At 68.6% G+C, this 23,778-nt stretch carries 26 protein-coding genes and 1 other RNA gene; 22 read left to right on the forward strand and 5 right to left on the reverse strand.

What is annotated here, in order from left to right; translation table 11 throughout:
* Positions 1–106 precede the first annotated feature (106 nt).
* Entirely contained in the window at positions 107–847 is a 741-nt protein-coding gene (gene dapB / locus MME74_RS07785; protein WP_267418227.1) for a 4-hydroxy-tetrahydrodipicolinate reductase, read from the forward strand.
* Positions 847–1,284 (forward strand): hypothetical protein, encoded by a 438-nt coding sequence (locus MME74_RS07790; RefSeq protein WP_267418228.1) that lies wholly within the window; start codon positions 847–849, stop codon positions 1,282–1,284. The genes dapB and MME74_RS07790 overlap by 1 nt, the downstream gene beginning before the upstream one ends.
* A 12-nt stretch (positions 1,285–1,296) precedes the next feature.
* Here the strand turns inward: MME74_RS07790 and MME74_RS07795 are convergent, their stop codons facing one another.
* The 3 genes from MME74_RS07795 to MME74_RS07805 all read right to left on the reverse strand — a co-directional run bounded on the left by MME74_RS07795 (position 1,297) and on the right by MME74_RS07805 (position 2,812).
* Positions 1,297–1,722: an OsmC family peroxiredoxin gene (locus tag MME74_RS07795; protein WP_267418229.1), complete on the reverse strand. Its 426-nt coding sequence runs from the start codon at positions 1,720–1,722 to the stop codon at positions 1,297–1,299.
* Between the two features lie 83 nt (positions 1,723–1,805).
* Entirely contained in the window at positions 1,806–2,378 is a 573-nt protein-coding gene (locus MME74_RS07800; RefSeq protein ID WP_267418230.1) for a DUF4395 domain-containing protein, read from the reverse strand.
* A 23-nt stretch (positions 2,379–2,401) separates the two neighbouring features.
* Positions 2,402–2,812 (reverse strand): thioredoxin family protein, encoded by a 411-nt coding sequence (locus tag MME74_RS07805; RefSeq protein WP_267418231.1) that lies wholly within the window; start codon positions 2,810–2,812, stop codon positions 2,402–2,404.
* A 116-nt stretch (positions 2,813–2,928) separates the two neighbouring features.
* On the opposite strand from MME74_RS07805, the gene MME74_RS07810 reads away from it, so the two are divergent.
* From MME74_RS07810 to dapF, 17 genes are all read left to right on the forward strand, one after another.
* The gene (locus MME74_RS07810; protein WP_267418232.1) at positions 2,929–3,738 is read left to right on the forward strand and encodes a thymidylate synthase; all 810 of its coding nucleotides are present in this window, start codon (positions 2,929–2,931) and stop codon (positions 3,736–3,738) included.
* Positions 3,735–4,211 (forward strand): dihydrofolate reductase, encoded by a 477-nt coding sequence (locus tag MME74_RS07815; RefSeq protein ID WP_267418233.1) that lies wholly within the window; start codon positions 3,735–3,737, stop codon positions 4,209–4,211. The genes MME74_RS07810 and MME74_RS07815 overlap by 4 nt, the downstream gene beginning before the upstream one ends.
* Positions 4,211–4,972, forward strand: a complete 762-nt coding sequence (locus MME74_RS07820; protein ID WP_267418234.1) for an SDR family NAD(P)-dependent oxidoreductase — start codon at positions 4,211–4,213, stop codon at positions 4,970–4,972. Before MME74_RS07815 ends, MME74_RS07820 begins: the two co-directional genes overlap by 1 nt.
* A gap of 123 nt (positions 4,973–5,095) precedes the next feature.
* Positions 5,096–6,073: a 4-hydroxy-tetrahydrodipicolinate synthase gene (gene dapA / locus MME74_RS07825; protein WP_267418235.1), complete on the forward strand. Its 978-nt coding sequence runs from the start codon at positions 5,096–5,098 to the stop codon at positions 6,071–6,073.
* Positions 6,074–6,126: 53 nt separating this feature from the next.
* Entirely contained in the window at positions 6,127–7,803 is a 1,677-nt protein-coding gene (locus tag MME74_RS07830) for a ribonuclease J (protein ID WP_267418236.1), read from the forward strand.
* Between the two features lie 75 nt (positions 7,804–7,878).
* The gene (locus MME74_RS07835) at positions 7,879–8,373 is read left to right on the forward strand and encodes a GNAT family N-acetyltransferase (RefSeq protein WP_267418237.1); all 495 of its coding nucleotides are present in this window, start codon (positions 7,879–7,881) and stop codon (positions 8,371–8,373) included.
* A gap of 72 nt (positions 8,374–8,445) precedes the next feature.
* Entirely contained in the window at positions 8,446–11,157 is a 2,712-nt protein-coding gene (locus MME74_RS07840; RefSeq protein ID WP_267418238.1) for an FtsK/SpoIIIE family DNA translocase, read from the forward strand.
* On the forward strand, positions 11,157–11,732 hold the full coding sequence (pgsA, locus tag MME74_RS07845) for a CDP-diacylglycerol--glycerol-3-phosphate 3-phosphatidyltransferase (protein ID WP_267418239.1): 576 nt from the start codon (positions 11,157–11,159) through the stop codon (positions 11,730–11,732). The genes MME74_RS07840 and pgsA overlap by 1 nt, the downstream gene beginning before the upstream one ends.
* On the forward strand, positions 11,729–12,217 hold the full coding sequence (locus MME74_RS07850) for a CinA family protein (RefSeq protein WP_267418240.1): 489 nt from the start codon (positions 11,729–11,731) through the stop codon (positions 12,215–12,217). Before pgsA ends, MME74_RS07850 begins: the two co-directional genes overlap by 4 nt.
* A gap of 141 nt (positions 12,218–12,358) precedes the next feature.
* Positions 12,359–12,667, forward strand: coding sequence for a helix-turn-helix domain-containing protein (locus MME74_RS07855; RefSeq protein ID WP_017830901.1), 309 nt, complete (start codon positions 12,359–12,361; stop codon positions 12,665–12,667).
* An 18-nt stretch (positions 12,668–12,685) separates the two neighbouring features.
* Positions 12,686–12,910: a DUF3046 domain-containing protein gene (locus tag MME74_RS07860; RefSeq protein ID WP_267418241.1), complete on the forward strand. Its 225-nt coding sequence runs from the start codon at positions 12,686–12,688 to the stop codon at positions 12,908–12,910.
* 271 nt (positions 12,911–13,181) lie between these two features.
* Positions 13,182–14,231: a recombinase RecA gene (gene recA / locus MME74_RS07865; RefSeq protein ID WP_183152792.1), complete on the forward strand. Its 1,050-nt coding sequence runs from the start codon at positions 13,182–13,184 to the stop codon at positions 14,229–14,231.
* Positions 14,231–15,097, forward strand: coding sequence for a regulatory protein RecX (locus tag MME74_RS07870; protein WP_267418243.1), 867 nt, complete (start codon positions 14,231–14,233; stop codon positions 15,095–15,097). Before recA ends, MME74_RS07870 begins: the two co-directional genes overlap by 1 nt.
* A 49-nt stretch (positions 15,098–15,146) precedes the next feature.
* The gene (miaB, locus tag MME74_RS07875) at positions 15,147–16,694 is read left to right on the forward strand and encodes a tRNA (N6-isopentenyl adenosine(37)-C2)-methylthiotransferase MiaB (protein ID WP_267418244.1); all 1,548 of its coding nucleotides are present in this window, start codon (positions 15,147–15,149) and stop codon (positions 16,692–16,694) included.
* Positions 16,691–17,602 (forward strand): tRNA (adenosine(37)-N6)-dimethylallyltransferase MiaA, encoded by a 912-nt coding sequence (gene miaA, locus MME74_RS07880; RefSeq protein WP_267418245.1) that lies wholly within the window; start codon positions 16,691–16,693, stop codon positions 17,600–17,602. The genes miaB and miaA overlap by 4 nt, the downstream gene beginning before the upstream one ends.
* A gap of 32 nt (positions 17,603–17,634) precedes the next feature.
* Positions 17,635–18,183 (forward strand): dihydrofolate reductase family protein, encoded by a 549-nt coding sequence (locus MME74_RS07885; RefSeq protein ID WP_267418246.1) that lies wholly within the window; start codon positions 17,635–17,637, stop codon positions 18,181–18,183.
* Between the two features lie 9 nt (positions 18,184–18,192).
* Positions 18,193–19,065, forward strand: coding sequence for a diaminopimelate epimerase (gene dapF, locus MME74_RS07890; RefSeq protein ID WP_267418247.1), 873 nt, complete (start codon positions 18,193–18,195; stop codon positions 19,063–19,065).
* A gap of 20 nt (positions 19,066–19,085) precedes the next feature.
* On the opposite strand, the gene MME74_RS07895 is transcribed toward dapF, so the two are convergent.
* On the reverse strand, positions 19,086–19,727 hold the full coding sequence (locus MME74_RS07895) for a class I SAM-dependent methyltransferase (protein ID WP_267418248.1): 642 nt from the start codon (positions 19,725–19,727) through the stop codon (positions 19,086–19,088).
* Between the two features lie 67 nt (positions 19,728–19,794).
* Here MME74_RS07895 and hflX point away from each other — a divergent pair, with 67 nt between their 5' ends.
* Complete coding sequence (gene hflX, locus MME74_RS07900; protein ID WP_267418249.1) at positions 19,795–21,306, forward strand: GTPase HflX; 1,512 nt, start codon at positions 19,795–19,797, stop codon at positions 21,304–21,306.
* 5 nt (positions 21,307–21,311) lie between these two features.
* Here hflX and MME74_RS07905 read toward each other — a convergent pair whose 3' ends face one another.
* Positions 21,312–21,977 (reverse strand): SIMPL domain-containing protein, encoded by a 666-nt coding sequence (locus MME74_RS07905; RefSeq protein WP_267418250.1) that lies wholly within the window; start codon positions 21,975–21,977, stop codon positions 21,312–21,314.
* Between the two features lie 141 nt (positions 21,978–22,118).
* Here MME74_RS07905 and ssrA point away from each other — a divergent pair.
* Both ssrA and MME74_RS07915 read left to right on the forward strand, forming a co-directional pair.
* Positions 22,119–22,488, forward strand: a transfer-messenger RNA (tmRNA) gene (ssrA, locus tag MME74_RS07910).
* Positions 22,489–22,595: 107 nt separating this feature from the next.
* On the forward strand, positions 22,596–23,720 hold the full coding sequence (locus MME74_RS07915; RefSeq protein WP_267418251.1) for an AAA family ATPase: 1,125 nt from the start codon (positions 22,596–22,598) through the stop codon (positions 23,718–23,720).
* The last annotated feature ends 58 nt before the right edge of the window (positions 23,721–23,778 follow it).

The raw sequence follows: 23,778 nt of genomic DNA on the forward strand, positions 1-23,778 counted from the left end.
AACGCTACCACGCACGGCGGGGGAGAGCGCCGGTCGCGATCCGGACTCCGGTGCGGCCCCGCGCGCCCCGGGCCGGACCCTGCTGCCCGCGAAATAGACTGGACGCATGACCACGCAGGTAGCCCTCGTCGGCGGAACCGGGAAGCTCGGCACGATCATCGGAGCGGTGATCGATGAGCTCGAGGGGTTCGAGGTGAGCCGGGTGCTGGGCTCGTCGAGTGATCTCTCCGAGCTCGAGGGCGCCGATCTCGTGGTCGACGCCTCGACGCCGCAGGTGAGCATCGAGGTCGTCCGGGCCGCCGTCGAACGCGGCATCAACGTGCTGGTCGCGACCTCCGGGTGGTCGGCCGAGCGCATCGCCCTGGTGCGCCCGCTCGTCGAGGCGGCCGGCACCGGCGCGGTCTTCATCCCCAACTTCTCGCTCGGGTCGGTCCTCGGATCCGCTCTGGCCGCGGCTGCCGCGCCGTTCTTCGGCTCCGCGGAGATCATCGAGGCGCACCGCGAGACGAAGATCGATTCCCCCAGCGGAACTGCGGTGCGCACCGCGGAGCTGATCGCGGCCGCGCGCGCCGAGCAGGGGCCGGTCAGTGCTCCGCACGCGGATCAGCGTGCTCGGGGACAGCAGGTCGGCAGCGTGCCGATCCACTCGCTCCGTCGGCCCGGTGTCGTCGCGAAGCAGGAGGTCATCCTGTCCGGGCCCGGCGAGTCGCTCACCTTCACGCACGACACCACCGATTCCGCGCTGGCGTACGCCCCGGGCATCCGCCTCGCCGTGCCGTTCGCGCTGCAGGCCCGCGGTGTGATCGTCGGCCTCGAGCACATGATCGACATCGGCATCCGCTCGTGATGTCGCGGATCGGCGTCGGCCTGATGGCGGCGGCGCTGCTGGTCTACCTCGCGGTCGCGATCTGGCTCGCGGTGATGTTCATCTCCGTCGGCACACCGGTGTCGGTCGGCATGGGCATCACGCTCCTCGTGCTCGCACCCATCGGTGCCTGGGCTCTGGTTCGCGAGATGATGTTCGGCTTCGGAGCCGATCGGCTCGGACGCCTGCTCGACGCCGAGGGCGGGATGCCGCCGGTCGAGACGGAGCTCACGCCGAGCGGACGTATCGCGCGAGCCGACGCCGATCCGCTGATCGCTCGGTACACGGCGGAAGCGGACGCGTCCGGTGACGACTGGCGCGCCCGCTATAGGCTGGGCGTCGTCCAGGACGCCGCGGGCCGCCGGAAGGACGCACGAGCCAGCATCCGCGAGGCGATCCGTCTCGCGCGTCCGTCCTGACGACGCGGTCGGTCAGGCGAGTGTCGCCTCGAGCGTGATCTCGATGCCGGCGAGGGCCTGCGAGACGGGGCAGCCGTCCTTCGCGCCGACGGCGATCTCCTGGAAGGCCTCCGGCGACAGGTTCGGGACGACCGCGTTCACGTTGAGGTGACTTCCGGTGATGCCGACGCCGGGCTTGAAGGTGACCGAGGCGCTGGTGTTGACGCGCTCCGGAGGGGTGCCGTTCTCGGCGAGGGCATGCGAGAGGGCCATGCTGAAGCAGGAGGCGTGCGCGGCGGCGATGAGCTCCTCCGGCGTGGTCGTCGTGTCGCTGCCCTCGCTCCGCGCCTTCCAGTTGATCGGGAAGGTACCGAGGTTCGACGACGAGAACGCGACCGTGCCCGACCCCTCCATGAGCGATCCGGTCCAGGTGCTGGCGGCTTCGCTGGTGACGGGCATGATTCCTCCGGTTCTCGCACTGCAGGGGTGCAGCGTCGGCTCGTGGCCAGCCTAGCGAGCGGCCGTACGCGGGGGAACAGCGGTCAGGAGGTGGCGGCTTCCCGCCCGACCACGCCGGCGCGCTGCAGCAGCAGGTACAGCTGGCAGCCGAGGCAGAACGCGAAGGCGGCGTTGAGGAAGGCCGCGATGAACGCCGCGGCGGTGGCGATCGGCAGCGCCCACGGGACGCCGAGGAGATGGAGCACGAGGCCGATGCCCACGACGAAGAGGCCGACGCCCTGCGAGAACCGCGGCGGACGCGGATCCTCCAGCTCGCTCGGCGGGGCGAGACGCGGGCGGACCAGCGTCCGGAAGACCACGCTCCACGGCGCCGTCCGCGGTGAGAGCACGCCCCAGAGGAAGAGCAGCGCGACGACGAGGGTGAGCAGGAAGCCCGGGTCGAGGGCGCGCTGAAGGAGCGGTGCGGCTCGGATCGCCCACGCATCACCGCTGATGAATGCGAAGTCGAAGCCCGGTGCGAAGGAGAGCCAGGATCCGGGGAACTGCGCGGTGGAGATCCCGATCAGCGCCAGGAAGGTCGCCACGAGCAGGAGCACCGCGGTGATCGTGGCGGCGAAGCGGGGACCGCGGGGGTCGATGCCTGCGGGAGTGCTCATCTCGGTGCTCCTGTCTTCGCGCCTCAGAGGGCGGCGACGGCTTCGGTGAGGGCGTGCCGGTGCGGAACACCGTGGAATCGTGCGCGGACGGCACCGGAGCCGTCGACGACGAACGTGGTCGGGGTCTGGAGCACCTTGTAGCGTGCGGAGAGATCGGGGCGGTGGGTCAGATCCACCTCGACGTGGCGGAGCCCGTCCTGGTCGGAGGCGTAGTCCGTCAGCAGCCGGCGTACCTGGGGGCAGCGCGCGCACATCTCGGTGCTGAACTGCACCAGGGTCGCACGGGAGCCGAACTCCGCAGCCGCATCCGCCGGGTCGAAGCGGAGCGCGCCCCCGTCGCGTCGTCGGCCGTCGCGACGGCGCAGCACGATGCCGATGACCGTGGCGAGCGCGAGAAGCGCTGCGGCGACCCCGAGGGCGAGTGCGGGCGACATGCGTCGAGAGTACTTCGCGTCGTACCCCACCGAGGCCGATGTTTCCGAGCGTGACGAACGACGGTCGGGCCGCGTGCTCCGCCCGAGTCCGAGGGCGGGAAGGTATCGTGGCTTTCATGAGCGCAGCCGTCCCGACTCCTTACGAAGACCTGCTCCGCGACGTGCTGGAGACGGGCACGCACAAGTCGGATCGCACCGGGACCGGGACCACGAGCGTCTTCGGCCGGCAGATCCGCTTCGACCTGTCGAAGGGCTTCCCGCTCATCACCACGAAGCGCGTGCACTTCAAGTCGATCGCCTACGAGCTGCTCTGGTTCCTGCAGGGCGACTCCAACGTCGGGTGGCTCCGAGAGAACGGTGTCACGATCTGGGACGAGTGGGCGGACGAGTCCGGCGACCTCGGTCCGGTGTACGGCGTCCAGTGGCGGTCCTGGCCGAAGCCCGACGGTGGCAGCATCGACCAGCTGTCCGAGGTGATCGAGCAGATCCGCCGCTCGCCCGACTCGCGCCGTCTGATCGTCTCGGCGTGGAACCCGGCCGACATCCCCGACATGGCGCTCGCTCCGTGCCACGCCCTGTTCCAGTTCTACGTGGCCGACGGCAAGCTCTCCTGCCAGCTGTACCAGCGCAGCGCGGACATGTTCCTCGGCGTGCCGTTCAACATCGCCTCCTATGCGCTGCTCACGATGATGATCGCGCAGCAGGTCGGCCTCGAGCCCGGCGACTTCGTGTGGACCGGTGGCGACTGCCACGTCTACGACAACCACGTCGAGCAGGTCCGCGAGCAGCTCTCCCGCGAGCCCTATCCGTACCCGACGCTCCGCTTCGGGCGGAAGCCGGAATCGATCTTCGACTACCGCTACGAGGACTTCGTGGTGGAGGACTACCAGCACCACGCCCCGATCCGTGCGGCGGTGGCGGTATGACCTGGGTCGGACTGATCTGGGCGGAGGCGCACGACGGCGTCATCGGCGCTGAGGGCGGCATGCCCTGGCACGTTCCCGAGGACCTCGCGCATTTCAAGGACGTCACCCTCGGTGCGCCGGTGGTCATGGGTCGCAAGACCTGGGACTCGCTGCCCGAGCGGTTCCGACCGCTCGCCGGCCGGGACAACATCGTCGTCACCCGGCAGCAGGACTGGTCGGCGGAGGGGGCCCGTCGCGCCGCGACGGTCGCCGAGGCCGTCCGCGGTCAGGACCGGGTCTGGATCATCGGCGGTGCGGAGATCTTCCGCCAGGTCATCGGCGATGCCGATCGCCTCGAGGTCACCGAGCTCGATCTCGACGTCGACGGCGATACCTACGCACCCGCCAAGACCGGCTGGCGGCTGGTCGACGAGGGGGAGTGGCAGACCTCGCGCACCGGCATCCGCTACCGCTTCCTCGGATACGAGCGCTGATGCCCACCGCACTGATCACCGGGGCCAGCGCCGGACTGGGCGCCGAGTTCGCGCGCCAGCTCGCCCGTCGTCGCGCCGATCTCGTCCTGGTGGCGCGGTCGGAGGAAGCACTGCAGACGCTCGGTGCCGAGCTGCGCAGCGAATTCGGCGTCGCCGTCGAGATCGTCTCCGCCGATCTGGCCGACGAGGCCGGGGTCGAGAAGGTCGCCGACCGGTTGCGCGACACCGCGGATCCCATCGATCTCCTCGTGAACAACGCCGGATTCGGGCTGCCGCTGCAGTTCGCCGACAACGACATCGAGGATGAGGTGCGCCATCTGCGCGTGCATGTGGAGGCGTCGATGCGCCTCATGCACGCGGCGCTGCAGTCCATGCGCGGCCGCGGGGGACGGATCATAAACGTGGCGTCGGTCGCGGGCTTCATCTCCCGCTCCACGTATTCCGCCTGCAAGTCGTGGCTGATCGGTTTCAGCCGCTGGGCGAACGCGGAGTACTCGCGTGATGGCGTCTCCGTCACCGCGCTGTGCCCCGGGTTCACGCACACGTCGTTCCACGAGCGGATGGGTCTCGCCGTCGGCGAGGAGGGCGTACCGAGCATCATGTGGCTCGACGCGCGCGACGTCGTCCGCACCGGGCTGCGCGACGCGGCCCGCGGCAAGGCCGTGTCCATCCCCTCGCTGCGGTACAAGGCCATCGTCGCGCTGACCCGCGTCCTGCCCAGCTCCCTCACGTCGGGCGTCGCCCGCCGTGGCCGGGTCTGACGCGTGCCGGTGAGGATGCATCGGTCGGCGTGATCCTGCGCGGCAGGATCGACGTCGCCCGTGGCGACATCATCCGCGTCACCGCGTCCGCATGAGCGGCATCCGAACCGATACGCTGGGAGCATGACGCACTCGGGCAACCCATTCGGACAGGTTCTCGTCGCGCTCGTCACTCCGATGACGGCCGACGGTGAAGTCGACTGGCCCGCTGTCGAGAAGCACATCGATGACGTGATCACCGCAGGCGCGGACGGCATCGTCGTGACGGGAACGACCGGCGAGACCTCGACCCTGACGGACCCCGAGAAGCTCAAGCTCGTCGAGGTCGGCAAGTCCGTCTCGGCAGGCCGCGCGAAGATCATCACGGGCGGTGGCTCGAACGAGACCGCGCACGCGATCGAGCTCTACAAGGCCAGCGAGAAGGCCGGCGCCGACGGCATCATGATCGTCACGCCGTACTACAACAAGCCGACCCAGGCCGGCATCCTGACGCACTTCCGTCTGGTGGCCGACGCGACCGATCTGCCGGTGATCCTGTACGACATCCCCGGTCGCACCGGCGTGCCGATCAAGTACGAGACGATCCTGCGCCTCGCCAAGCACCCGAACATCCTCGCGGTGAAGGACGCCAAGGGCGACTTCTCCGAGGTGAGCCGTGTGCTCAACCAGACCGACCTGATGTACTTCTCCGGCGACGACGCCAACGTGCTGCCGCACCTCGCGATCGGCGCCACCGGCCTCATCGGCGTCACGGCGAACGTCGCCGCAGCGCCGTACCGCACGATCATCGATGCGGTGAACGCGGGAGATCTCGCCACGGCCACGGCCGAGCACAAGCGCCTCGAGCCCCTCGTCCGCGCGGTCATGACGCACGTGCCGGGCACGGTCGCGGCGAAGTACATCCTGCACGGGCTCGGTCGCATCTCGAGCCCGCGCGTCCGACTTCCCCTGGTCGGCCCCGAGGAATGGGAGGCCGCGCTCATCGAAGACGAGCTCGACCTCGTCAAGGACGTTCCCGGTGCCGACTTCTCGAACTTCCGCCCGGACCGCAACGCGGCCGCGGGTGGTGCCCTGCCGAAGGTGCACGGCACGACGCGCTGAGCCGCGTCGCCACGAACGAACGGACGCGCAGAGTGTCCGACTGAGGAGACAGCATGTCCATCCCCCTGTCAGAACCGTCCACCCTCGACGAAGAAACGCTCCGGGTCATCCCGATCGGCGGTCTCGGCGAGATCGGTCGGAACATGACCATGTTCGAGTACGACGGCAAGATCCTGATCGTCGACTGCGGTGTGCTCTTCCCGGAGGAGCACCAGCCCGGCGTCGATCTGATCCTTCCCGACTTCGAGCCCATCCGCGATCGTCTCGACGACATCGTCGGCGTGGTGCTCACGCACGGCCACGAAGACCACATCGGTGCCGTCCCGTACCTGCTGCGCCTGAAGAGCGACATCCCGCTGATCGGCTCCGGGCTCACCCTCGCGCTCGTCGAGGCGAAGCTCAAGGAGCACCGCATCAAGGCCTTCACCCTGACGGTGAAGGAGGGCCAGCAGGAGAAGGTCGGCCCCTTCGACCTCGAGTTCGTGGCCGTGAACCACTCCATCCCGGATGCGCTGGCCGTGGCCATCCGCACCCCCGCCGGCATGGTGCTGGCCACCGGTGACTTCAAGATGGACCAGCTGCCGCTGGACGGCCGCATCACCGACCTCCGGGCGTTCTCGCGCCTGGGTGAAGAGGGCGTCGACCTCTTCCTCGTCGATTCGACCAATGCCGACGTGCCGGGCTTCACCCCGACCGAGCGCTCCATCGGGCCCGTGCTCGACCAGGTGATCGGCAAGGCACCGCGTCGGGTCATCGTCGCCAGCTTCTCGAGCCACGTGCACCGCGTGCAGCAGGTCATCGACGCCGCGGCCGCGCACGGTCGTCGTGTCGCCTTCCTCGGGCGCAGCATGGTGCGCAACATGACGATCGCCGAGCAGCTGGGCTACCTGAAGGTGCCGGACGGCGTCCTGATCGACTTCAAGAAGGCGCGCGACCTGCCCGACGAGCAGATCGTCTACATGTCCACGGGGTCGCAGGGCGAGCCGATGGCCGTGCTCAGTCGCATGGCGAACATGGACCACGCGATCGAGGTGAGCGAGGGCGACACCGTCATCCTCGCCTCCAGCCTCATCCCGGGCAATGAGAACGCCGTCTACCGTGTCATCGACGGCCTGACCAAGCTCGGCGCGCACGTCGTGCACAAGGCGAACGCCCGCGTCCACGTCTCGGGTCACGCCGCGGCCGGTGAGCTGCTCTACTGCTACAACATCCTGAAGCCGAAGAACGTCCTCCCGGTGCACGGCGAGTACCGCCACCTCATCGCGAACGCCAAGCTCGCGCAGGACACCGGCATCCCCGAAGAGAACACGATCATCGCCTCCAACGGCACCGTGATCGATCTGAAGGACGGCGTCGCGAAGGTCACGGGTCAGCTCGATCTCGGCTTCGTCTACGTCGACGGCTCGACCGTCGGCGAGATCACGGACGCCGACCTCAAGGATCGCCGGATCCTCGGCGAAGAGGGCTTCATCTCGGTGATCGTCGTCGTCGACGCGGCGACCGGCCGCATCATCTCCGGCCCGGAGATCCACGCGCGGGGTGTGGCAGAGGACGACTCCGTGTTCGACGACGTGACGCCGAAGATCGTGGCAGCCCTCAAGGAGGCATCCGGCAACGGCGTGCGCGACACGCATGCGCTGTCTCAGGTCGTCCGGCGCACCATCGGTCGCTGGGTGAACCAGCGTCTCCGTCGTCGTCCGATGATCGTGCCGCTGGTCATCGAGGCCTGATCGCCGTCGGACGGGCGGCCGTGACTCACGGCTGCCCGCAATCCGTGCGTAACACCCCTGTCCTAGGCTCACGCCATGGACAGGGGCTTCTCGCTCCGCAGGGCGGCGCAGACGGATGCGATGTTCCTCGGCGACATGCTCGTCGAGGCCGCCAACTGGCGCGCCGGGGGAGTGCGCCCGCGACATGAGGTGCTCACGTCCGCGGAGCATCGACGCTACCTCGCCGGATGGAAGCGGATGGCCGACGACGGACTCGTGGCCACGGGTGACGGCGACATCCCGGTCGGCGCCGCCTGGTACCGGGTGCTCCCGCAGAACGAGCCGGGATTCGGCTTCGTCGGAGTAGCCGTTCCGGAGTTGATCATCGGCGTCCATCCCCTCTGGCGGGCGCGTGGCGTCGGCCGCTCGCTCCTGCGCGGTGTCGTGCAGCTCGCCGGCGCCCAGGGGCATGCCCGCATCAGCCTCAGCGTCGAACGGGACAACTTCGCCCGCAACCTGTATCGCGCAGAGGGATTCGCCGTCGTGGGGGAGGGGCCGACCCGCCACACGATGGTGCGCGGCACGACGTAGCGCCCGGTCCCGGATCCGTGGAAAGCCGCGTCATTACGCGGAGATGTCGGGTGTTGGTCGTAACGTGAGAGCATGGCCAGGAGTTCCACGAAGACTGAGCGCGCGTCGACCAGCGCACCGTCGCGCCCCAAGCGGCAGACGGCTCCCAAGGCCCAGCCCGCGCCGAAGAAGTACATAGACGAAGCGGACAAGCCCCCGGTGATCGCTCGGGCGTGGGTCGGACTGGCGCACGGCGTCGGCGGACTCTTCCGCGCGTTCGGGCCGGAGACCCTCGAGAAGGACGACCGTCGCGACGGCTTCCCCTTCCTGCTGGTGATCCTGGCCGTGCTCGGCGCCGTCAACGAGTGGTTCTTCATCGGCAACGAGGTCGCCACGAACATCAGTGCGTACTCCGTGGGTCTCTTCGTCGGACGCGTGGCCTTCATCATGCCCGTGCTTCTCCTCCTGCTTGCCGGCTGGCTGTTCCGGCACCCGTCGTCCGTCCATGACAACGGGCGCATCGGGATCGGCTTCGGCATGTTCGTCCTCGCGCTCGCGGGGATGTTCCATGTCGCCGGCCCGCGCCCGCATCCGAACCAAGGAATGCCCGCACTCAGCGAGTCAGGCGGTCTGCTCGGCTGGCTCGTCGGCCAGCCCCTGACGTATCTCACCGACATCCCCGCCTACATCGTGCTGTCGCTCCTCGCTGTGCTCAGCATCCTGATCCTCACCAAGACGCCGCCGAACCGCATCGGTTCCCGTCTCGGTGATCTGTACGCCTGGATGTTCGACGCCGAGCGCCCGGAGAAGCCGGTCAAGGACGCCGCAGCGATCGACGACGCCGACAAGGTCGACGACCCCGACGTGCTGCCCTGGTGGCGTCGTAACAAGACCGGCCGTGAAGAGGATCCCGACGAGGGCACCCTCGGGTCCGACGACATCACGGCTCTCCTCACGACTTCCGACCCCACGCCTGCCTACGACCAGGCGGTCGTGGTCGAGAATCCCTACGACGCTGCCACCGAGGTGCTGTCCGAGGTCCGTTCGGTCGCCGACTCGCTCGCGGAGCAGCAGACGACGGCTCTCCTGGACGACTCCTCCGACACCGGAGAAGCGCCCGAGCTTCCGGGCCTCGACGGCTTCGGCACGGAGGGCCCGGGCGACCGGGGTCCGCAGGCACCCGTGGCCCCGTACATCCTGCCCTCGCCCGGCCTGCTGGTCGAGGGACCGCCGCCGGTCATGCGGTCCGAGGCCACGGACAAGGTCATCGAGCAGATCACCAGCGTCCTCTCGCAGTTCAAGGTCGATGCCAAGGTCACCGGTTTCTCGCGCGGCCCGACGGTCACGCAGTACGAGGTCGAGGTCGGCCACGGCGTCAAGGTCGAGAAGATCCTGCAGCTGAGCAACAACTTCGCCTATGCCGTCGCGTCGAACGACGTCCGCATCCTCTCGCCGATCCCGGGCAAGAGCGCGATCGGCATCGAGATCCCGAACGCCGACAAGGAGATGGTCGCTCTCGGCGATGTCCTCCGGTCGCCCGCGGCGCAGAAGAGCACGCATCCGATGACGATCGGCGTCGGCAAGGACGTCGGCGGCAACATCGTCATCGCGAACCTCGCCAAGATGCCTCACCTCCTCGTGGCAGGTTCCACCGGTTCCGGTAAGTCGAGCTTCGTGAACTCCATGATCACGAGCCTGCTGATGCGAGCCCGTCCCGCCGACGTGCGCATGGTCCTGATCGACCCCAAGCGCGTGGAGCTCACCAGCTACGCCGGCGTTCCGCACCTGATCACGCCCATCATCACGAACCCGAAGAAGGCCGCCGAGGCGCTGCAGTGGGTCGTGAAGGAGATGGACATGCGGTACGACGACCTCGCGTCGTTCGGGTTCCGCCACATCGACGACTTCAACCGTGCCGTCCGTGCCGGCGAGGTCGAGCTGCCCGTCGGCAGTGAGCGCGTGCTCAAGCCGTACCCGTACCTCCTGGTCGTGGTCGACGAGCTCGCCGACCTCATGATGGTCGCTCCTCGTGACGTCGAGGACTCGATCGTCCGCATCACCCAGCTCGCGCGAGCGTCCGGCATCCACCTGGTGCTCGCGACGCAGCGCCCGAGTGTCGACGTCGTCACCGGTCTGATCAAGGCCAACGTGCCGTCGCGCCTCGCCTTCGCCGTGACCAGCGTCACCGACAGCCGGGTCATCCTCGACAGCCCGGGCGCCGACAAGCTCATCGGGCAGGGTGACGCCCTCTTCTCGCCGATGGGGTCGTCGAAGCCGTTCCGTCTGCAGGGCGCGTGGGTCGACGAGAAGGAGATCGACGCGGTCGTCAAGCACGTCACCCGACAGGCGCGGCCGGACTACCGTCCCGACGTGCAGGAGGCGATGGAGCCGACCAAGAAGAAGGAGGTCGACGAGGACATCGGCGACGACCTCGAGCTTCTGCTCGCGGCCGCCGAGCTCATCGTCTCGTCTCAGTTCGGGTCGACCTCCATGCTGCAGCGCAAGCTCCGCGTCGGTTTCGCGAAGGCCGGCCGCCTCATGGATCTGCTGGAATCCCGCGAGATCGTCGGGCCGTCCGAGGGATCCAAGGCTCGTGACGTGCTCGCGACGGCGGAGCAGCTCCCGCAGGTGATGGCGAAGCTGCGTGGCGAGGATGCGCCCGCCGCATCGGCCGCTCCGGCGCCGGCAGCACCTCCGATGCCTCCGCTTCCGACGCATGACCCGATCGCAGCCCAGTACGAGGGCCTGCCCGAAGTGGAGGCCGAGGGCGATGAAGACGCCTGGGGCCTGACGGGGCGCGACTGATGGCGATCCCTCGGCAGCTGCCCAACGCGATCACCGTCGCGCGCATCCCGCTCGCGGTCATCTTCTTCGTCCTGCTGCTGCTCGGTGGGACGTACGGTCTTCCCGAGCCCGGTCTCCGCTGGGCAGCGGCGATCATCTTCATCGTCGGGATCTCCACCGACTGGGTCGACGGCTACCTCGCGCGCAAGTACGACATCGTCAGCGACTTCGGCAAGCTCTGGGACCCGATCGCCGACAAGCTGCTCACCGGAGCGGGCTTCGTCGGACTCGCCATCCTCGGCGAGGTGAACTGGTGGATCGTCGCGATCATCCTGGTGCGGGAGTGGGGGATCACGATCCACCGCCTCATGGTGGCCAGTGAGCACGTCGTCGCGGCGGCCTGGATGGGCAAGATCAAGACGGCGTTCCAGGGCGTGGCCCTGGGATGGGCGCTGCTCCCGCTGCACTACCTCATCGGCCTCGACGCGTGGACCCTGATCACGTTCGTCCTGATGCTCATCGTGCTGGTGCTGACGGTGGCGAGCGGGATCGACTACATCGTCGCCCAGGTGCGCGGTTCGCGGCAGAAGTCGTGAGCGAGCGGGCCTCCGCCGCGGTGCTGTCGGCTCTGGCCCGGCGTGGCTGGACGCTCGGGGTCGCGGAGTCTCTCACGGGCGGGGCGCTGTGCGCGGAGATCGTCTCCGTCCCCGGGGCTTCCGCCGTGCTCCTCGGTGGAGTCACGGCTTACGCGACACCGGTCAAGAACACGGTCCTCGGCGTCGATGCCGACCTCCTCGCAGCGCATGGTCCTGTGCACCCGCAGGTCGCGCTGGAGATGGCCGACGGAGTGCGTCGCGTGGTGAGCGTCGACGGACGGGCGGCCGATGTCGGCGTGTCGACCACGGGCATCGCCGGGCCGGACTCGCCCGACGGGCAGCCGGTCGGCACGGTGCACATCGGCGTCGTGACGCCCATGGCGGCGCGGACGATCGAGTTCCACCTGCAGGGCGACCGCGCGGCGATCCGCGAGCAGACCGTCGTCGTGGCGCTGGAAGCGCTCCTCGCCACGATCGCGGAATAGCGACGGCCCCATGCCGGTTACTACCTACGTGCTCACATTCAAACCACAGAGTGCAGGGGTAGATTCTGTGCAGGCCAGCGGTACTAGACTGGCTGTCTCATCGGGGGACACCTCGATCGAAAACACGGGGAGGAGGTTCCGATGATTCTTGTACGACAGGAAATCGGCGATGTGCTGAGGGACTTCCGCCTGCAGAAGGGGCGTACGCTCCGGCAGGTCGCGAGCAAGGCGTCCGTCGCACTCGGCTACCTCAGCGAGGTCGAGCGCGGGCAGAAGGAAGCGTCGAGCGAGATCCTCGCCTCCGTCGCCGACGCACTCGACGTTCCCATCTCGACGATCATGCGCGAGGTCGGAGATCGCATCTCCGTGCTCGAGGGCATCCAGGTCTTCCCCGACGTCGTCCCCGACGACCTCGTGGCGTCGATCGAGCCCCAGCTCTCGCTGCACTGATCCGCGGTCACCGAAGCGATGCGTCGTAGCGAGTTCCTTCGCGCCGTCGATGACGAGTTCCAGACGCGGGCGACGTCGCTGGTCCATGATCTGAGTTTGACCGCGCTCCGCGGTCGTACGGCGGTCGAGGCTCTTGCCGACGGCACGCCGCCCCGCGAGATCTGGTTGGCGCTGTGCGCCGAGATGGACGTGCCCGAGAGCCGGCGCTACGGCGTCGGCCGACAGGAACCCCGCGGTCGTTGACCGTCCCCGGGTGATGTCCGGTGCGTACGGCAACCGCCGATCGAATCTCGGCGTGTCGTCGAAGATGTGTTCGAAACGGGCGTAGTCTTCTGCACAAGTGGTTCAGGGATTCTGTTCTGCACGGTACGTGAGTTCGCCGAGACGATGTCGGTGGCCCCTCCTACGGTGGAAAACAAGCCGAAGAGCCATTACGCCTTGTCGGAGAGTTTCTCCCAACCGGGAGAGCCGCGACAGCCTACAGGCGGCACCACGCGCGCAGAAGGAGCACATCATGCCATCACCCGCCGACCGCGAGAAGTCCCTCGAGACCGCCCTCGCCCAGATCGACCGCCAGTTCGGAAAGGGCTCGGTCATGCGGCTGGGCAGCGATGAGCGCGCCCCCGTGGCCGTCATCCCCACCGGCTCCATCGCCCTCGACGTCGCCCTCGGCGTCGGCGGACTCCCGCGTGGCCGCATCGTCGAGATCTACGGACCGGAGTCCTCGGGTAAGACGACGCTCACCCTGCATGCGATCGCGAACGCCCAGCGTGCCGGAGGCATCGCCGCGTTCATCGATGCCGAGCATGCGCTCGATCCCGACTACGCCGCCAAGCTCGGCGTCGACATCGATGCGCTCCTCGTCTCGCAGCCCGACACGGGTGAGCAGGCGCTCGAGATCGCCGACATGCTCGTGCGCTCCGGGGCGATCGACCTCATCGTCATCGACTCCGTCGCGGCACTCGTGCCGCGCGCCGAGATCGAGGGTGAGATGGGTGACTCGCACGTGGGTCTGCAGGCTCGCCTCATGTCGCAGGCGCTGCGAAAGCTCACCGGTGGTCTGAACCAGACGAACACCACCATGATCTTCATCAACCAGCTCCGCGAGAAGATCGGCGTCTTCTTCGGCTCGCCGGAGACCACCGCCGGTGGTAAGGCGCTCAAGTTCTACGCCTCGGTCCGCATGGACATCCGCCGCATCGAGACGCTCAAGGACGGCACCGACGCTGTCGGTAACCGCACCAGGGTCAAGGTCGTCAAGAACAAGATGGCCCCGCCCTTCAAGCAGGCCGAGTTCGACATCCTCTACGGTGTCGGGATCTCCCGAGAGGGCAGCCTGATCGACTTCGGCGTCGAGCACGCGATCGTGAAGAAGTCGGGCTCGTGGTACACCTACGACGGCGACCAGCTGGGTCAGGGTAAGGAGAACGCCCGGACGTTCCTGCTCAACAACCCCGACATCGCCCTGGCGATCGAGACGCAGATCAAGCAGAAGCTCGGTATCGGTGCACAGGTCGCCGCACCTGCGGCGGCAGACGAGCTCGCTGAGCGTCGTCCGGCCTGATGAACGACACCCGTGGGGGCGATCCCGACCGGATCGCCCCCATCATCCCCCTCTTCGGCGGTGCCTCGAAGAAGACGACTCCGACGCCCGAGAGCACGGAAGTCGGGGCCGACGACGCCACGGAAGTCGTGCCGCGGCGGACCGGCGATGCCGGTCTGTGGCGTTCGACCTGGGACGCCCCGCCGGTGGGATCCGCGGCGAGCGAACCGGGCGATGCGGGAAGCCCGAGCAACCGTCATCCCGCTCGAGGGGCGACCGGTCGCACCGGGGCGAGTTCGTCCGACTCGGCGAAGCCGGCGCCTCGTCTCCGCGCGCTCGACGTCCCCGAGGATGAGGGCACCGCAGACGCCGCGTCGATCGACGAGGCCCGTGCCTCCGCCGAGGAGTCTCTCGTCCGCAAGCTGCGCGCGCGGTCGCTCTCCATCTCCGAAGCCCGGCAGGTGCTGCGAGGATACGAGCTCGACAGAGGCTCGGTAGACGACGTGATCGACGACTTCTGCCGCCGAGGCTACCTCGACGACGTCGCCCTGGCCGGCGTCCTGGTGACCTCCGGCGTGGAGCGCAAGGGGCAGGGGAGAGTCGCCCTGGCTCGTGCTCTCGCTCAGCGCGGCATCCCTCGCGACGTCATCGACGGCGCTCTCGACGAGCTTCCCGACGACGACGACGAGCGCGCGCTGGAGTTCGCCCGCACCAAGGCCCGGTCGCTGAGCCGACTCGACCACGACACCGCTCTCCGACGTCTGGTGGGTCAGCTCGCACGTCGCGGCTACAACGGCGCCGTCGCGATGAAGGCGGCGAAAGCCGCGCTGCGGGAGACGACTTTCGGTGGGTCCACTTCCGGCGTCCGCTTCGTCGATTCGGACTGATCGCCCGACGCCGCTGCGGCTCGGCAACGGCTCGTACAATGGGTTGATCATGACTATTCCGCGCAGTGAACCGACGATCATCAGCGCGTCGTCGGCGGCCGTCGACGACGACGGTCGACAGCGATCGTATGAAGTGCGCACCTTCGGGTGCCAGATGAACGTGCACGATTCGGAGCGGCTCTCCGGATCCCTGGAGAGCGCCGGCTATGTGCGCGCTGCCGAGGGGGCCGAAGCCGACGTCGTGATCATCAACACGTGCGCGGTCCGCGACAACGCCGCCGGAAAGCTCTACGGCACGCTCGGTCACCTCGCGTCCGTGAAGCGACGGAAGGACGGCATGCAGATCGCCGTCGGTGGCTGTCTCGCGCAGATGGACAAGCAGGCGGTGCTCGACAAAGCACCGTGGGTCGACGTCGTTTTCGGTACCCACAACATGGGTTCCTTGCCGGGTCTGCTGGAGCGGGCACGTCACAACGGCGACGCAGAGCTCGAGATCCTCGAGTCGCTCGAGGTCTTCCCGTCCACGCTGCCGACCAAGCGCGACTCCGCGCACAGTGGCTGGGTGTCGATCTCGGTCGGCTGCAACAACACCTGCACCTTCTGCATCGTGCCGAGCCTGCGTGGCAAGGAGAAGGACCGTCGTCCCGGCGACATCCTCAACGAGATCCGGCTCCTCGTGGAGGACGGCGCGATCGAGGTCACGCTCCTCGGACAGAACGTGAACTCCTACGGCGTCGAGTTCGGTGACCGTCAGGCGTTCGGCAAGCTGCTTCGCGCGGCCGGTGAGATCGACGGGCTGGAGCGCATCCGGTTCACGAGCCCGCACCCCGCTGCATTCACGGACGACGTCATCGACGCCATGGCCGAGACCCCGAACGTGATGCCCCAGCTGCACATGCCGCTGCAGTCCGGAAGCGACCGCATCCTCAAGGCGATGCGACGCTCCTACCGCAGCGAGCGGTTCCTCGGGATCCTTGACCGGGTGCGCGCGCGCATCCCGAACGCCGCGATCACGACCGACATCATCGTCGGCTTCCCCGGTGAGACGGAAGAGGACTTCGAGGGCACGATGCGGGTCGTGGAGCAGGCGCGTTTCTCCGGCGCCTTCACCTTCCAGTACTCGATCCGCGAGGGAACGCCCGCGGCGACGATGGAGGATCAGGTTCCCAAGGAGGTGGTCCAGGCGCGGTACAACCGTCTGATCTCCCTCCAGGAGCGCATCTCGCTGGAGGAGAACCAGAAGCAGGTCGGTCGCGAGATCGAGGTGCTGGTGTCCACCGGCGAGGGGAAGAAGGACACCGAGACGCACCGGCTCACCGGACGCGCCGAGGACAACCGTCTGGTGCACTTCGAGGTGACACCCGGCTCCGACCTTCCTCGCCCCGGCGATGTCGTCACGGTCACCGTCACGCACGGCGCCCCCTTCCATCTGCTGGCGGACGACCCGACAGGCGCGCCTCTGAAGATCCGACGCACGCGAGGCGGAGACGCCTGGGATCGTTCGCAGTCCGAGTCCTGCGCCGTGCCGGCTCCGAGCAGCGACGGCGGACCCCGTGCCGTTTCTCTCGGTCTGCCGACGCTGCGTGCGGGCGTGTGACCGAACCGCGTCTCTGGGCGGTCGTCGGGGCCACGGGCACCGGCAAGAGCGATCTGGCCCTCGACCTCGCTGAGGCGTTGCGAGCGAGCGGCAACCCCGCGGAGATCGTCAACGCCGACGCCATGCAGCTCTATCGCGGCATGGACATCGGCACGGCGAAACTCCCGGTGTCCGAGCGCCGTGGAATCCCGCATCACCTCTTCGACGTGCGCGAGGTCGACGAGGAAGCCGCCGTCGCCTGGTACCAACCGGTCGCGCGGGCGGCGATCGCGGAGATCCACGGTCGCGGTGCGGACGCGATCCTCGTCGGCGGCTCCGGACTGTACGTCTCCAGTGTCGTGTACGAGTTCCACTTCCCTCCGCGTGACCCCGAGGTCCGCGAGCGACTCGAGCGTGAACTCGCATCCGTCGGACCGGCGGTGCTGCTCGACCGGTTGCGCGTCCAGGACCCCGAGGCCGCGGCACGCGTCGACCCGCGCAACAGCCGACGCGTCATCCGCGCACTGGAGGTTCTCGAGCAGGGCGGCAGCACGCACGGGGCCGCCCTGCCGGAGACACCGAAGCTCTGGTATCCGCGCACTCGGCTGATCGGTCTGCGCGTCGATCGTGCGGAGCTGGTGGAACGCCTCGACCTCCGCGTCGAGCAGATGTGGGAGGCGGGTCTCGTCGACGAGGTCGCGGACCTCCGCCGCAACGGCTTGGAGCGCGGCATCACCGCGTCGCGAGCCATCGGGTACGCCCAGGCGCTCGGACAGCTCGACGGCGTCCTCTCCGAAGCCGAAGCCATCGCCCAGACGCAGGCCCTCACCCGCCGCTACGCCCGTCGACAGGTGTCCTGGTTCAAGCGCTATCCCGAGCTGGAGTGGTGGGACGCACCCGCGGAGGCGCGGAGACTCCTCGGCGCGTAAGCGATGTCGGTGGTCGGTGACATGCTCTCGTCATGGCCACCCACTTCTACACCGCCTCCAGCCTCGACGGGTTCATCGCCACGGAGCAGCACTCGCTCGACTGGCTGCTCACCCAGGACATCGATCAGGACGGCCCGATGGCGTACGGGGAGTTCGAGAAGAGCATCGGCGCGCTGGCGATGGGCTCCTCGACGTACGAATGGGTCATGCGCCACGAGGAGGGCCGTTGGGGATACACCCAGCCCACCTGGGTCTTCACCCATCGGGAGCTCGACCTGCCGGAGGGTGCGGAGATCCGCCTGACGCAGGACGACGTCCGCGCCGTGCACGCCGAGATGGTGGCGGCAGCGGGGGAGAAGGACCTGTGGATCGTGGGCGGGGGAGACCTGGCTGGTCAGTTCGCCGATGCCGGGCTGCTCGATGAGGTGTGGGTGCAGTACGCGCCGGTCACGCTCGGGTCCGGCGCCCCGCTCCTTCCGCGCCGGCTCGACCTCGAGCTCCTCGAGGTGGCACGCAACCGCAGTTTCCTCTGCGGGCGATACCGCGTCGTGCGGGACGGAGCCGACCTCGCGAATCCCTAGACTGGGCTCATGGTCGCATTCACCAAGGGTCACGGCACGGGCAACGACTTCATCATCATCGCCGATCCCGATGGCGCGCTCGACCTGACCGTCGAGCAGGTCGCGGTGCTGTGCGATCGCCACTTCGGCATCGGGGCCGACGGGATCCTGCGCGTCGTGAGGTCGTCGGCGATCCCGGAGGGCGCTGCAGCACTCGCGGAGGAACCGAGCGCCGAGTGGTTCATGGACTATCGCAACGCGGACGGGTCGATAGCGGAGATGTGCGGCAACGGTATCCGCGTCTTCGCGCACTATCTCGTGCGCTCGGGACTCGCGACCATCGAGCCGGGCTCGACGCTGCCGATCGGCACGCGGGCCGGGGTGCGCGACGTCACGAAGGGCGCCACCGGGTACCAGGTCGATCTGGGACTCTGGAAGCTCTCCGGTGACGACCCGCTCGTGCGCGCGGACGGACTGACCGTGACCCGGCCCGGGCTCGGGATCGATGTCGGCAACCCGCATGTCGTGGTCGCGCTCGCGTCCGAGGCCGAGCTCGCGACACTCGAACTGCATCGCACCCCTGACCTCGACCCGCAGCTCCCGGCGGGGGCGAACATCGAGTTCGTGGTCCCGGGCGAACCGCTCGTCCGAGACGGCGTCGGCCATGTGAGCATGCGTGTGCATGAGCGTGGTGTGGGCGAGACGCTCAGCTGCGGAACCGGTGTCGCCGCGACCGCTCTGGCCGTGCGTCATTGGGCGGGTGCGCAGGCCCCGAACCACTGGCAGGTGGAGGTTCCCGGAGGAACCCTCGGAGTGCGCATGTTCCCCGCCGAGGACGGCGAGCATGTCGCGCTCTCGGGCCCGGCACAGCTGGTCTTCACCGGCGAGGTCGACCTGGTCTGAGCGACCTGCGGGGCGCGGCCTCAGCCGATGGAGATCGGCTCCGTCGGCGGGTTGCCGTGCTTGCGCACCTTGAGGATGCGGTAGCCCTTGCCCGTGGCAGTGCGGAAGACGCTGTAACCGGGGTGGAACGTCGCTCCGATCCAGCGCTGCAGCGAGTCGGCGCCCAGGTTCCGCTGCACGACGAGCCAGGCATCGCTGCGTTCGTCGAGGCGGGGGATCCAGCGCTCGAGCAGGCCGTGGAGCTCGTTCTTGCCCACGCGGATGGGCGGATTCGAGCGGATCGTCCGGAACGAGACGTGCTCGGGAACATCATCGGGCAGAGATGCGTTGACATTGGTGAGCCCGAGAGCCGCCGCGTTGCGACGGACGAGATCGAGGGCACGCTCATTCACGTCGACGGCCCACACCGTCGCGTGGGGAGAGGCGAGGGCCATCGAGAGACTGACCGGCCCCCACCCGCTGCCGAGGTCGAGAAGGTCGCCGCCCGGGGGAACCGGGGGCATGTTGGCGAGGAGCACTGCGGTGCCGGCATCCAGACGATCCGGGCTGAAGACTCCACCGGCGGTGGTGACTTCCAGCTCTCGACCTGCGAGCGATACGCGGATCTTACGCAGATTCTCGGGGCTTGCCGGGGCCGCAGTGAAGTAGTGATCGGACCCCATACGGTGAGCGTACCGGACAGCGCGGGCTAAGGTTAAGGCTCGCTAGGAAACCAGAGACAAGGAACGGATGACGGAGACCACCACACCCTCCACCGACGACCACACAGTCGATCGCGTGCTCGCGAACGCAGAGAAGCGCTCGGACGTCCACGTGTTCGGCGCAGCCCAGGCGCTGCAGGACGAATCGACGGCGTCGCACACGAGCGCCGACGGCTCGCAATGGGACCTCGAGGACCGACACGCGCTCCGACGCGTCGGCGGTCTCTCGACTGAGCTCGAAGACGTCACGGAGGTCGAGTACCGGCAGCTGCGTCTCGAGAACGTCGTCCTGGTGGGCGTCTACCCCCAGGGGGCGCAGGAGGACGCGGAGAACTCCCTTCGCGAGCTCGCCGCTCTGGCGGAGACCGCGGGTGCCGTCGTGCTCGACGGTGTGCTCCAGCGCCGCCCGCACCCCGATGCCGCCACGTATCTGGGCCGCGGCAAGGCCCAGGAGCTCAAGGACATCGTCGCCGCGGTGGGGGCCGACACGGTCATCGCCGACACCGAGCTGGCACCGAGCCAGCGTCGTGCGCTCGAAGACGTGGTCAAGGTCAAGGTGATCGACCGCACCACCGTGATCCTCGACATCTTCAGCCAGCACGCGAAGAGCCGCGAGGGCAAGGCCCAGGTCGAACTCGCCCAGCTCGAGTACCTGCTCCCTCGCCTGCGTGGTTGGGGTGACTCGATGAGCCGTCAGGCCGGTGGCCAGGTCGGCGCCGGTGGTGCCGGAATGGGTTCCCGTGGTCCGGGTGAGACGAAGATCGAGCTGGACCGTCGACGGATCCGCACGAAGATGGCTCTGCTCCGCCGGCAGATCCGGGACTTCGGTCCGGCCCGTGAGGCGAAGCGCGCCGAGCGCAAGCGCAACACGATCCCCTCCGTCGCGATCGCCGGTTACACCAACGCCGGCAAGTCCAGTCTGCTCAACGCGCTCACCAGCGCCGGCGTCCTCGTCGAGAACGCGCTGTTCGCGACCCTCGACGCCACCGTGCGCCGCTCGGAGACCGAGGACGGTCGCGTCTACACGCTGACCGACACGGTGGGGTTCGTGCGCAACCTCCCGCACCAGCTCGTCGAGGCATTCCGCTCGACGCTGGAGGAGGTCGGCGAGGCCGACGTCGTGCTCCACGTCGTCGACGGCTCGCACCCCGACCCTGCGGGACAGCTCCAGACGGTGCGCGACGTCCTCGGGGACGTCGGCGTCCGCGACCTGCCGGAGATCGTCGTCTTCAACAAGGCCGACCTGATCGACGATGACGAGCGTCTGGTGCTCCGAGGGCTCCAGCCGCACGCGCACTTCGTGTCGTCGCGTTCGGGCGAGGGTATCGCGGAGCTGCGTGCCGTGATCGAGGCTGCGCTGCCGCAGCCCGCGATCGAGGTCCATGCCGTCGTCCCGTACGACCGCGGTGACCTCGTCGCCGCGATCCACGAGACGGGGATGCTCCTCTCGGTGGATCACCGGGAAGACGGCACCGCGGTCCATGCCCGGGTGTCCGAGCGTCTGGCCGCTGAGCTCGCTCCGTTCGCAGCCGAGGCCTGACCCCGTCAGCGGGCGAGGAAGCGCGCCTCGACCGTGGCGGAGATGACGATCTCCTCGGGCTCGTACTCCATCGCGGGCGCCATGTCCGCGGCGAAGGCGACCCCGCCGCGCGCCTTCATCATGGGCGCACCGGGGGCCGGCTGTCCGCTGGAGATCAGGCCGACATCGGCGATCTCCAGGGGCGTGACCTCGTCCAGACCGAGTGCTCCCGCATACGCCTTGGCGCGGGTGACGGCGACGCTGACGGCCTCGGCCGCGACCTCGCGCTCGACGCGGGTCCGGGTGACGGGCGTGAGGTGCCAGTCCACCCAGCCCACCTCGACGCCGTCCCAGGGCGAGATGTCGGAGACCCAGATCGACAGCTCGGATGCTTCGGCGAACGTCGCCGTGAAGTCGATGCTCGCGTAGTAGACGGGTGCGAGCCGCTTGCCCTCGCCGTTCCAGGGGCGCTCAGCACGCACCGAGAGTCGTTTGCTCGTCCACTCGACGACGGTCTCGGCTTCGGCCCGCTCGGTGATGCTGGTGCGCACGGGCTCGGCGAGGCGCATCACCTGCTCGACGACGGCCGTGCGCTCCGGGCCCTCGGCGCGCACGCTGACGCGGATGGTGGCGCGCTCCGGCGCCAGGCGCGCCTCGTGCTCGCCGCGGACGGTGACGGTGACTTCGCTCATGGGGCGACTCTACGCCAGGGCTCCGACTGCCCGAGGAATGGCGGATGCGCCGTCGACGTTGTAGTCTGTGATGCTCGGGTGTTCGTCACCCGGGTTGGTAATTCCACAGTGTGACAGCGGCTCCTTCGAGAGAAGGACCACGGGGCTGATCGGTTTCGACAGCGCCTGTGAATCCACGAGAAGCGGGCCGAGGATGCAGAGTTATCTCGTAAACGCTCTCTGCAAAAAAATAGTTGCCGAAACCAAGCGCAACGACTTCGCCCTCGCTGCATAAGCGAGCCCGATAGTCCGTCAGGCCGTATGTGATTCCGATACGGATCCTGGCGTCATTTAGGAATCTTGCTGCGTGATGGCGTCTGGACGTCACGTGGGACTCTTCCCAGGCTGGGCTCGTCGACTTAGGTGTCTGTGACAAAGGTCGGAGCCGAGGAGAACGTCTTCACAGACTGCGCCCGGAGAAGGCGTGGAGACTCAGCGTTGGACGGGGGTTCGATTCCCCCCAGCTCCACCCAGCCGTTGTCACAGTGAGAAGCCCCGTGCTCCTCGACGGTCGTCGAGAAGTGCGGGGCTTCTTGCATGCCCGGGGCCGCTGTTCACACCACCGCTATGCTGCACCGGATGGATCTTCTCCGACTCGCAGGTGCACCGGGCGTGGGCAAGTCGACGACGGCATGGGCCGCAGCACGGCGCATCGCCGCCGACGGCGTGGCATCCGGTTACATCGACACGGATCAGCTGGGCATATGCTATCCCGCGCCGGACGATGATGCGGATCGGTGGGCGCTCAAGGAACGCGCGCTGGCGGCTCTCGCCCACGATTTCCGGCGGGCGGGTGTGGATCGGCTGGTGGTCTCCGGAGTCGCCTGGCCGGACGACCCGCCACCCCTGATCGACGGTGTCTCCGTGCGGTCACTGTGGCTCGACGCCTCGGAGGCCACGCGCCGCCGACGCCTCGCCGTTCGGGGGAGCAGCGAGGAACAGCTCGCGCAGATGCTCTCCGCAGGCACCGCGGAGGCCGCGCGGGTGAACCCTGAGTGGGAGCGCCTCGGCACCGACGGCCTCTCCGCATCGCAGACCGTCGACGAGGTGCTCGCACGATGGCGGCCGAGCCCACCGATCCCGCTGAGTCCATCGAGCCCACCGGGGGCTCCTCGCGCCGAGGCCGTGCCCGGCGGGGCACGGCACGCGGGGACGGCGGATCGCGTGCTGTGGATCACCGGTCCGCGATTGGCGGGTGTCTCTCGTATCGGCTGGGAGATCGTGACCCGGGAGTGGAGCGCGGGGCGGCGCACGGGATTCATCGATCTCGCGCAGCTGTCGTTCGTGTGGAACGTCGACGGGCCGGCGCCCCTGGCGAACCTCGTCGGCCTGCACGCGGCGTTCCGTGAGGTCGGTGCCGACCTCTTCGTGATCGTGGCGCCCCTCGATGTCGGACCGGAGGCCGTGCGTGCGGCCCTGCCGGACTCCGAGGTGTCATTCGTGCGGGTCGTGCCCTCCGCCGCTGATGTCCGCCGGCATGCGCTGTTCCGGCAGCGGGGAGACGGACCGGCCCTCGCCGGCGACGACGTCGTCGGTGCGCCGGCGGCCGCGGTGGACACCATCCTCCAGACGTCCGACGCGCAATCGTCGTTGCCGCTGCGGGAGCACGAGGTCCCCGTCGTGACGGGAGGTCTCTCGCCCGGAGAGGCGGCTGCCGCGGTGCGGCGGTCGGCAGAGTGGCCGTCGGATCTGCGGCAGCTCTGACCTGGGTGACCGCGGGTGCCCCGGCGCCGATTCCGGGAACCGCCCGGTACGCGCCCCG

The sequence above is a fragment of the Microbacterium oxydans genome, assembly GCF_026559675.1.
GTDB classification, from domain to species: Bacteria; Actinomycetota; Actinomycetes; order Actinomycetales; family Microbacteriaceae; genus Microbacterium; species Microbacterium oxydans_D.

Excerpts from the sequence above, each read along its gene's own strand:
- MME74_RS07840 (WP_267418238.1), top strand. The coding sequence starts at position 8,446 with ATGGCCAGGAGTTCCACGAAGACTGAGCGCGCGTCGACCAGCGCACCG.
- MME74_RS07915 (WP_267418251.1), top strand. The coding sequence starts at position 22,596 with ATGGATCTTCTCCGACTCGCAGGTGCACCGGGCGTGGGCAAGTCGACG.
- MME74_RS07810 (WP_267418232.1), top strand. The coding sequence starts at position 2,929 with ATGAGCGCAGCCGTCCCGACTCCTTACGAAGACCTGCTCCGCGACGTG.
- MME74_RS07820 (WP_267418234.1), top strand. The coding sequence starts at position 4,211 with ATGCCCACCGCACTGATCACCGGGGCCAGCGCCGGACTGGGCGCCGAG.
- MME74_RS07905 (WP_267418250.1), bottom strand. The coding sequence starts at position 21,977 with ATGAGCGAAGTCACCGTCACCGTCCGCGGCGAGCACGAGGCGCGCCTG.
- MME74_RS07870 (WP_267418243.1), top strand. The coding sequence starts at position 14,231 with ATGAACGACACCCGTGGGGGCGATCCCGACCGGATCGCCCCCATCATC.
- MME74_RS07855 (WP_017830901.1), top strand. The coding sequence starts at position 12,359 with ATGATTCTTGTACGACAGGAAATCGGCGATGTGCTGAGGGACTTCCGC.
- hflX (WP_267418249.1), top strand. The coding sequence starts at position 19,795 with ATGACGGAGACCACCACACCCTCCACCGACGACCACACAGTCGATCGC.
- MME74_RS07835 (WP_267418237.1), top strand. The coding sequence starts at position 7,879 with ATGGACAGGGGCTTCTCGCTCCGCAGGGCGGCGCAGACGGATGCGATG.
- miaB (WP_267418244.1), top strand. The coding sequence starts at position 15,147 with ATGACTATTCCGCGCAGTGAACCGACGATCATCAGCGCGTCGTCGGCG.
- MME74_RS07860 (WP_267418241.1), top strand. The coding sequence starts at position 12,686 with ATGCGTCGTAGCGAGTTCCTTCGCGCCGTCGATGACGAGTTCCAGACG.
- MME74_RS07895 (WP_267418248.1), bottom strand. The coding sequence starts at position 19,727 with ATGGGGTCCGATCACTACTTCACTGCGGCCCCGGCAAGCCCCGAGAAT.
- MME74_RS07795 (WP_267418229.1), bottom strand. The coding sequence starts at position 1,722 with ATGCCCGTCACCAGCGAAGCCGCCAGCACCTGGACCGGATCGCTCATG.
- MME74_RS07805 (WP_267418231.1), bottom strand. The coding sequence starts at position 2,812 with ATGTCGCCCGCACTCGCCCTCGGGGTCGCCGCAGCGCTTCTCGCGCTC.
- MME74_RS07885 (WP_267418246.1), top strand. The coding sequence starts at position 17,635 with ATGGCCACCCACTTCTACACCGCCTCCAGCCTCGACGGGTTCATCGCC.
- MME74_RS07815 (WP_267418233.1), top strand. The coding sequence starts at position 3,735 with ATGACCTGGGTCGGACTGATCTGGGCGGAGGCGCACGACGGCGTCATC.
- MME74_RS07800 (WP_267418230.1), bottom strand. The coding sequence starts at position 2,378 with ATGAGCACTCCCGCAGGCATCGACCCCCGCGGTCCCCGCTTCGCCGCC.
- pgsA (WP_267418239.1), top strand. The coding sequence starts at position 11,157 with ATGGCGATCCCTCGGCAGCTGCCCAACGCGATCACCGTCGCGCGCATC.
- dapF (WP_267418247.1), top strand. The coding sequence starts at position 18,193 with ATGGTCGCATTCACCAAGGGTCACGGCACGGGCAACGACTTCATCATC.
- dapB (WP_267418227.1), top strand. The coding sequence starts at position 107 with ATGACCACGCAGGTAGCCCTCGTCGGCGGAACCGGGAAGCTCGGCACG.
- dapA (WP_267418235.1), top strand. The coding sequence starts at position 5,096 with ATGACGCACTCGGGCAACCCATTCGGACAGGTTCTCGTCGCGCTCGTC.
- MME74_RS07830 (WP_267418236.1), top strand. The coding sequence starts at position 6,127 with ATGTCCATCCCCCTGTCAGAACCGTCCACCCTCGACGAAGAAACGCTC.
- MME74_RS07790 (WP_267418228.1), top strand. The coding sequence starts at position 847 with ATGTCGCGGATCGGCGTCGGCCTGATGGCGGCGGCGCTGCTGGTCTAC.
- recA (WP_183152792.1), top strand. The coding sequence starts at position 13,182 with ATGCCATCACCCGCCGACCGCGAGAAGTCCCTCGAGACCGCCCTCGCC.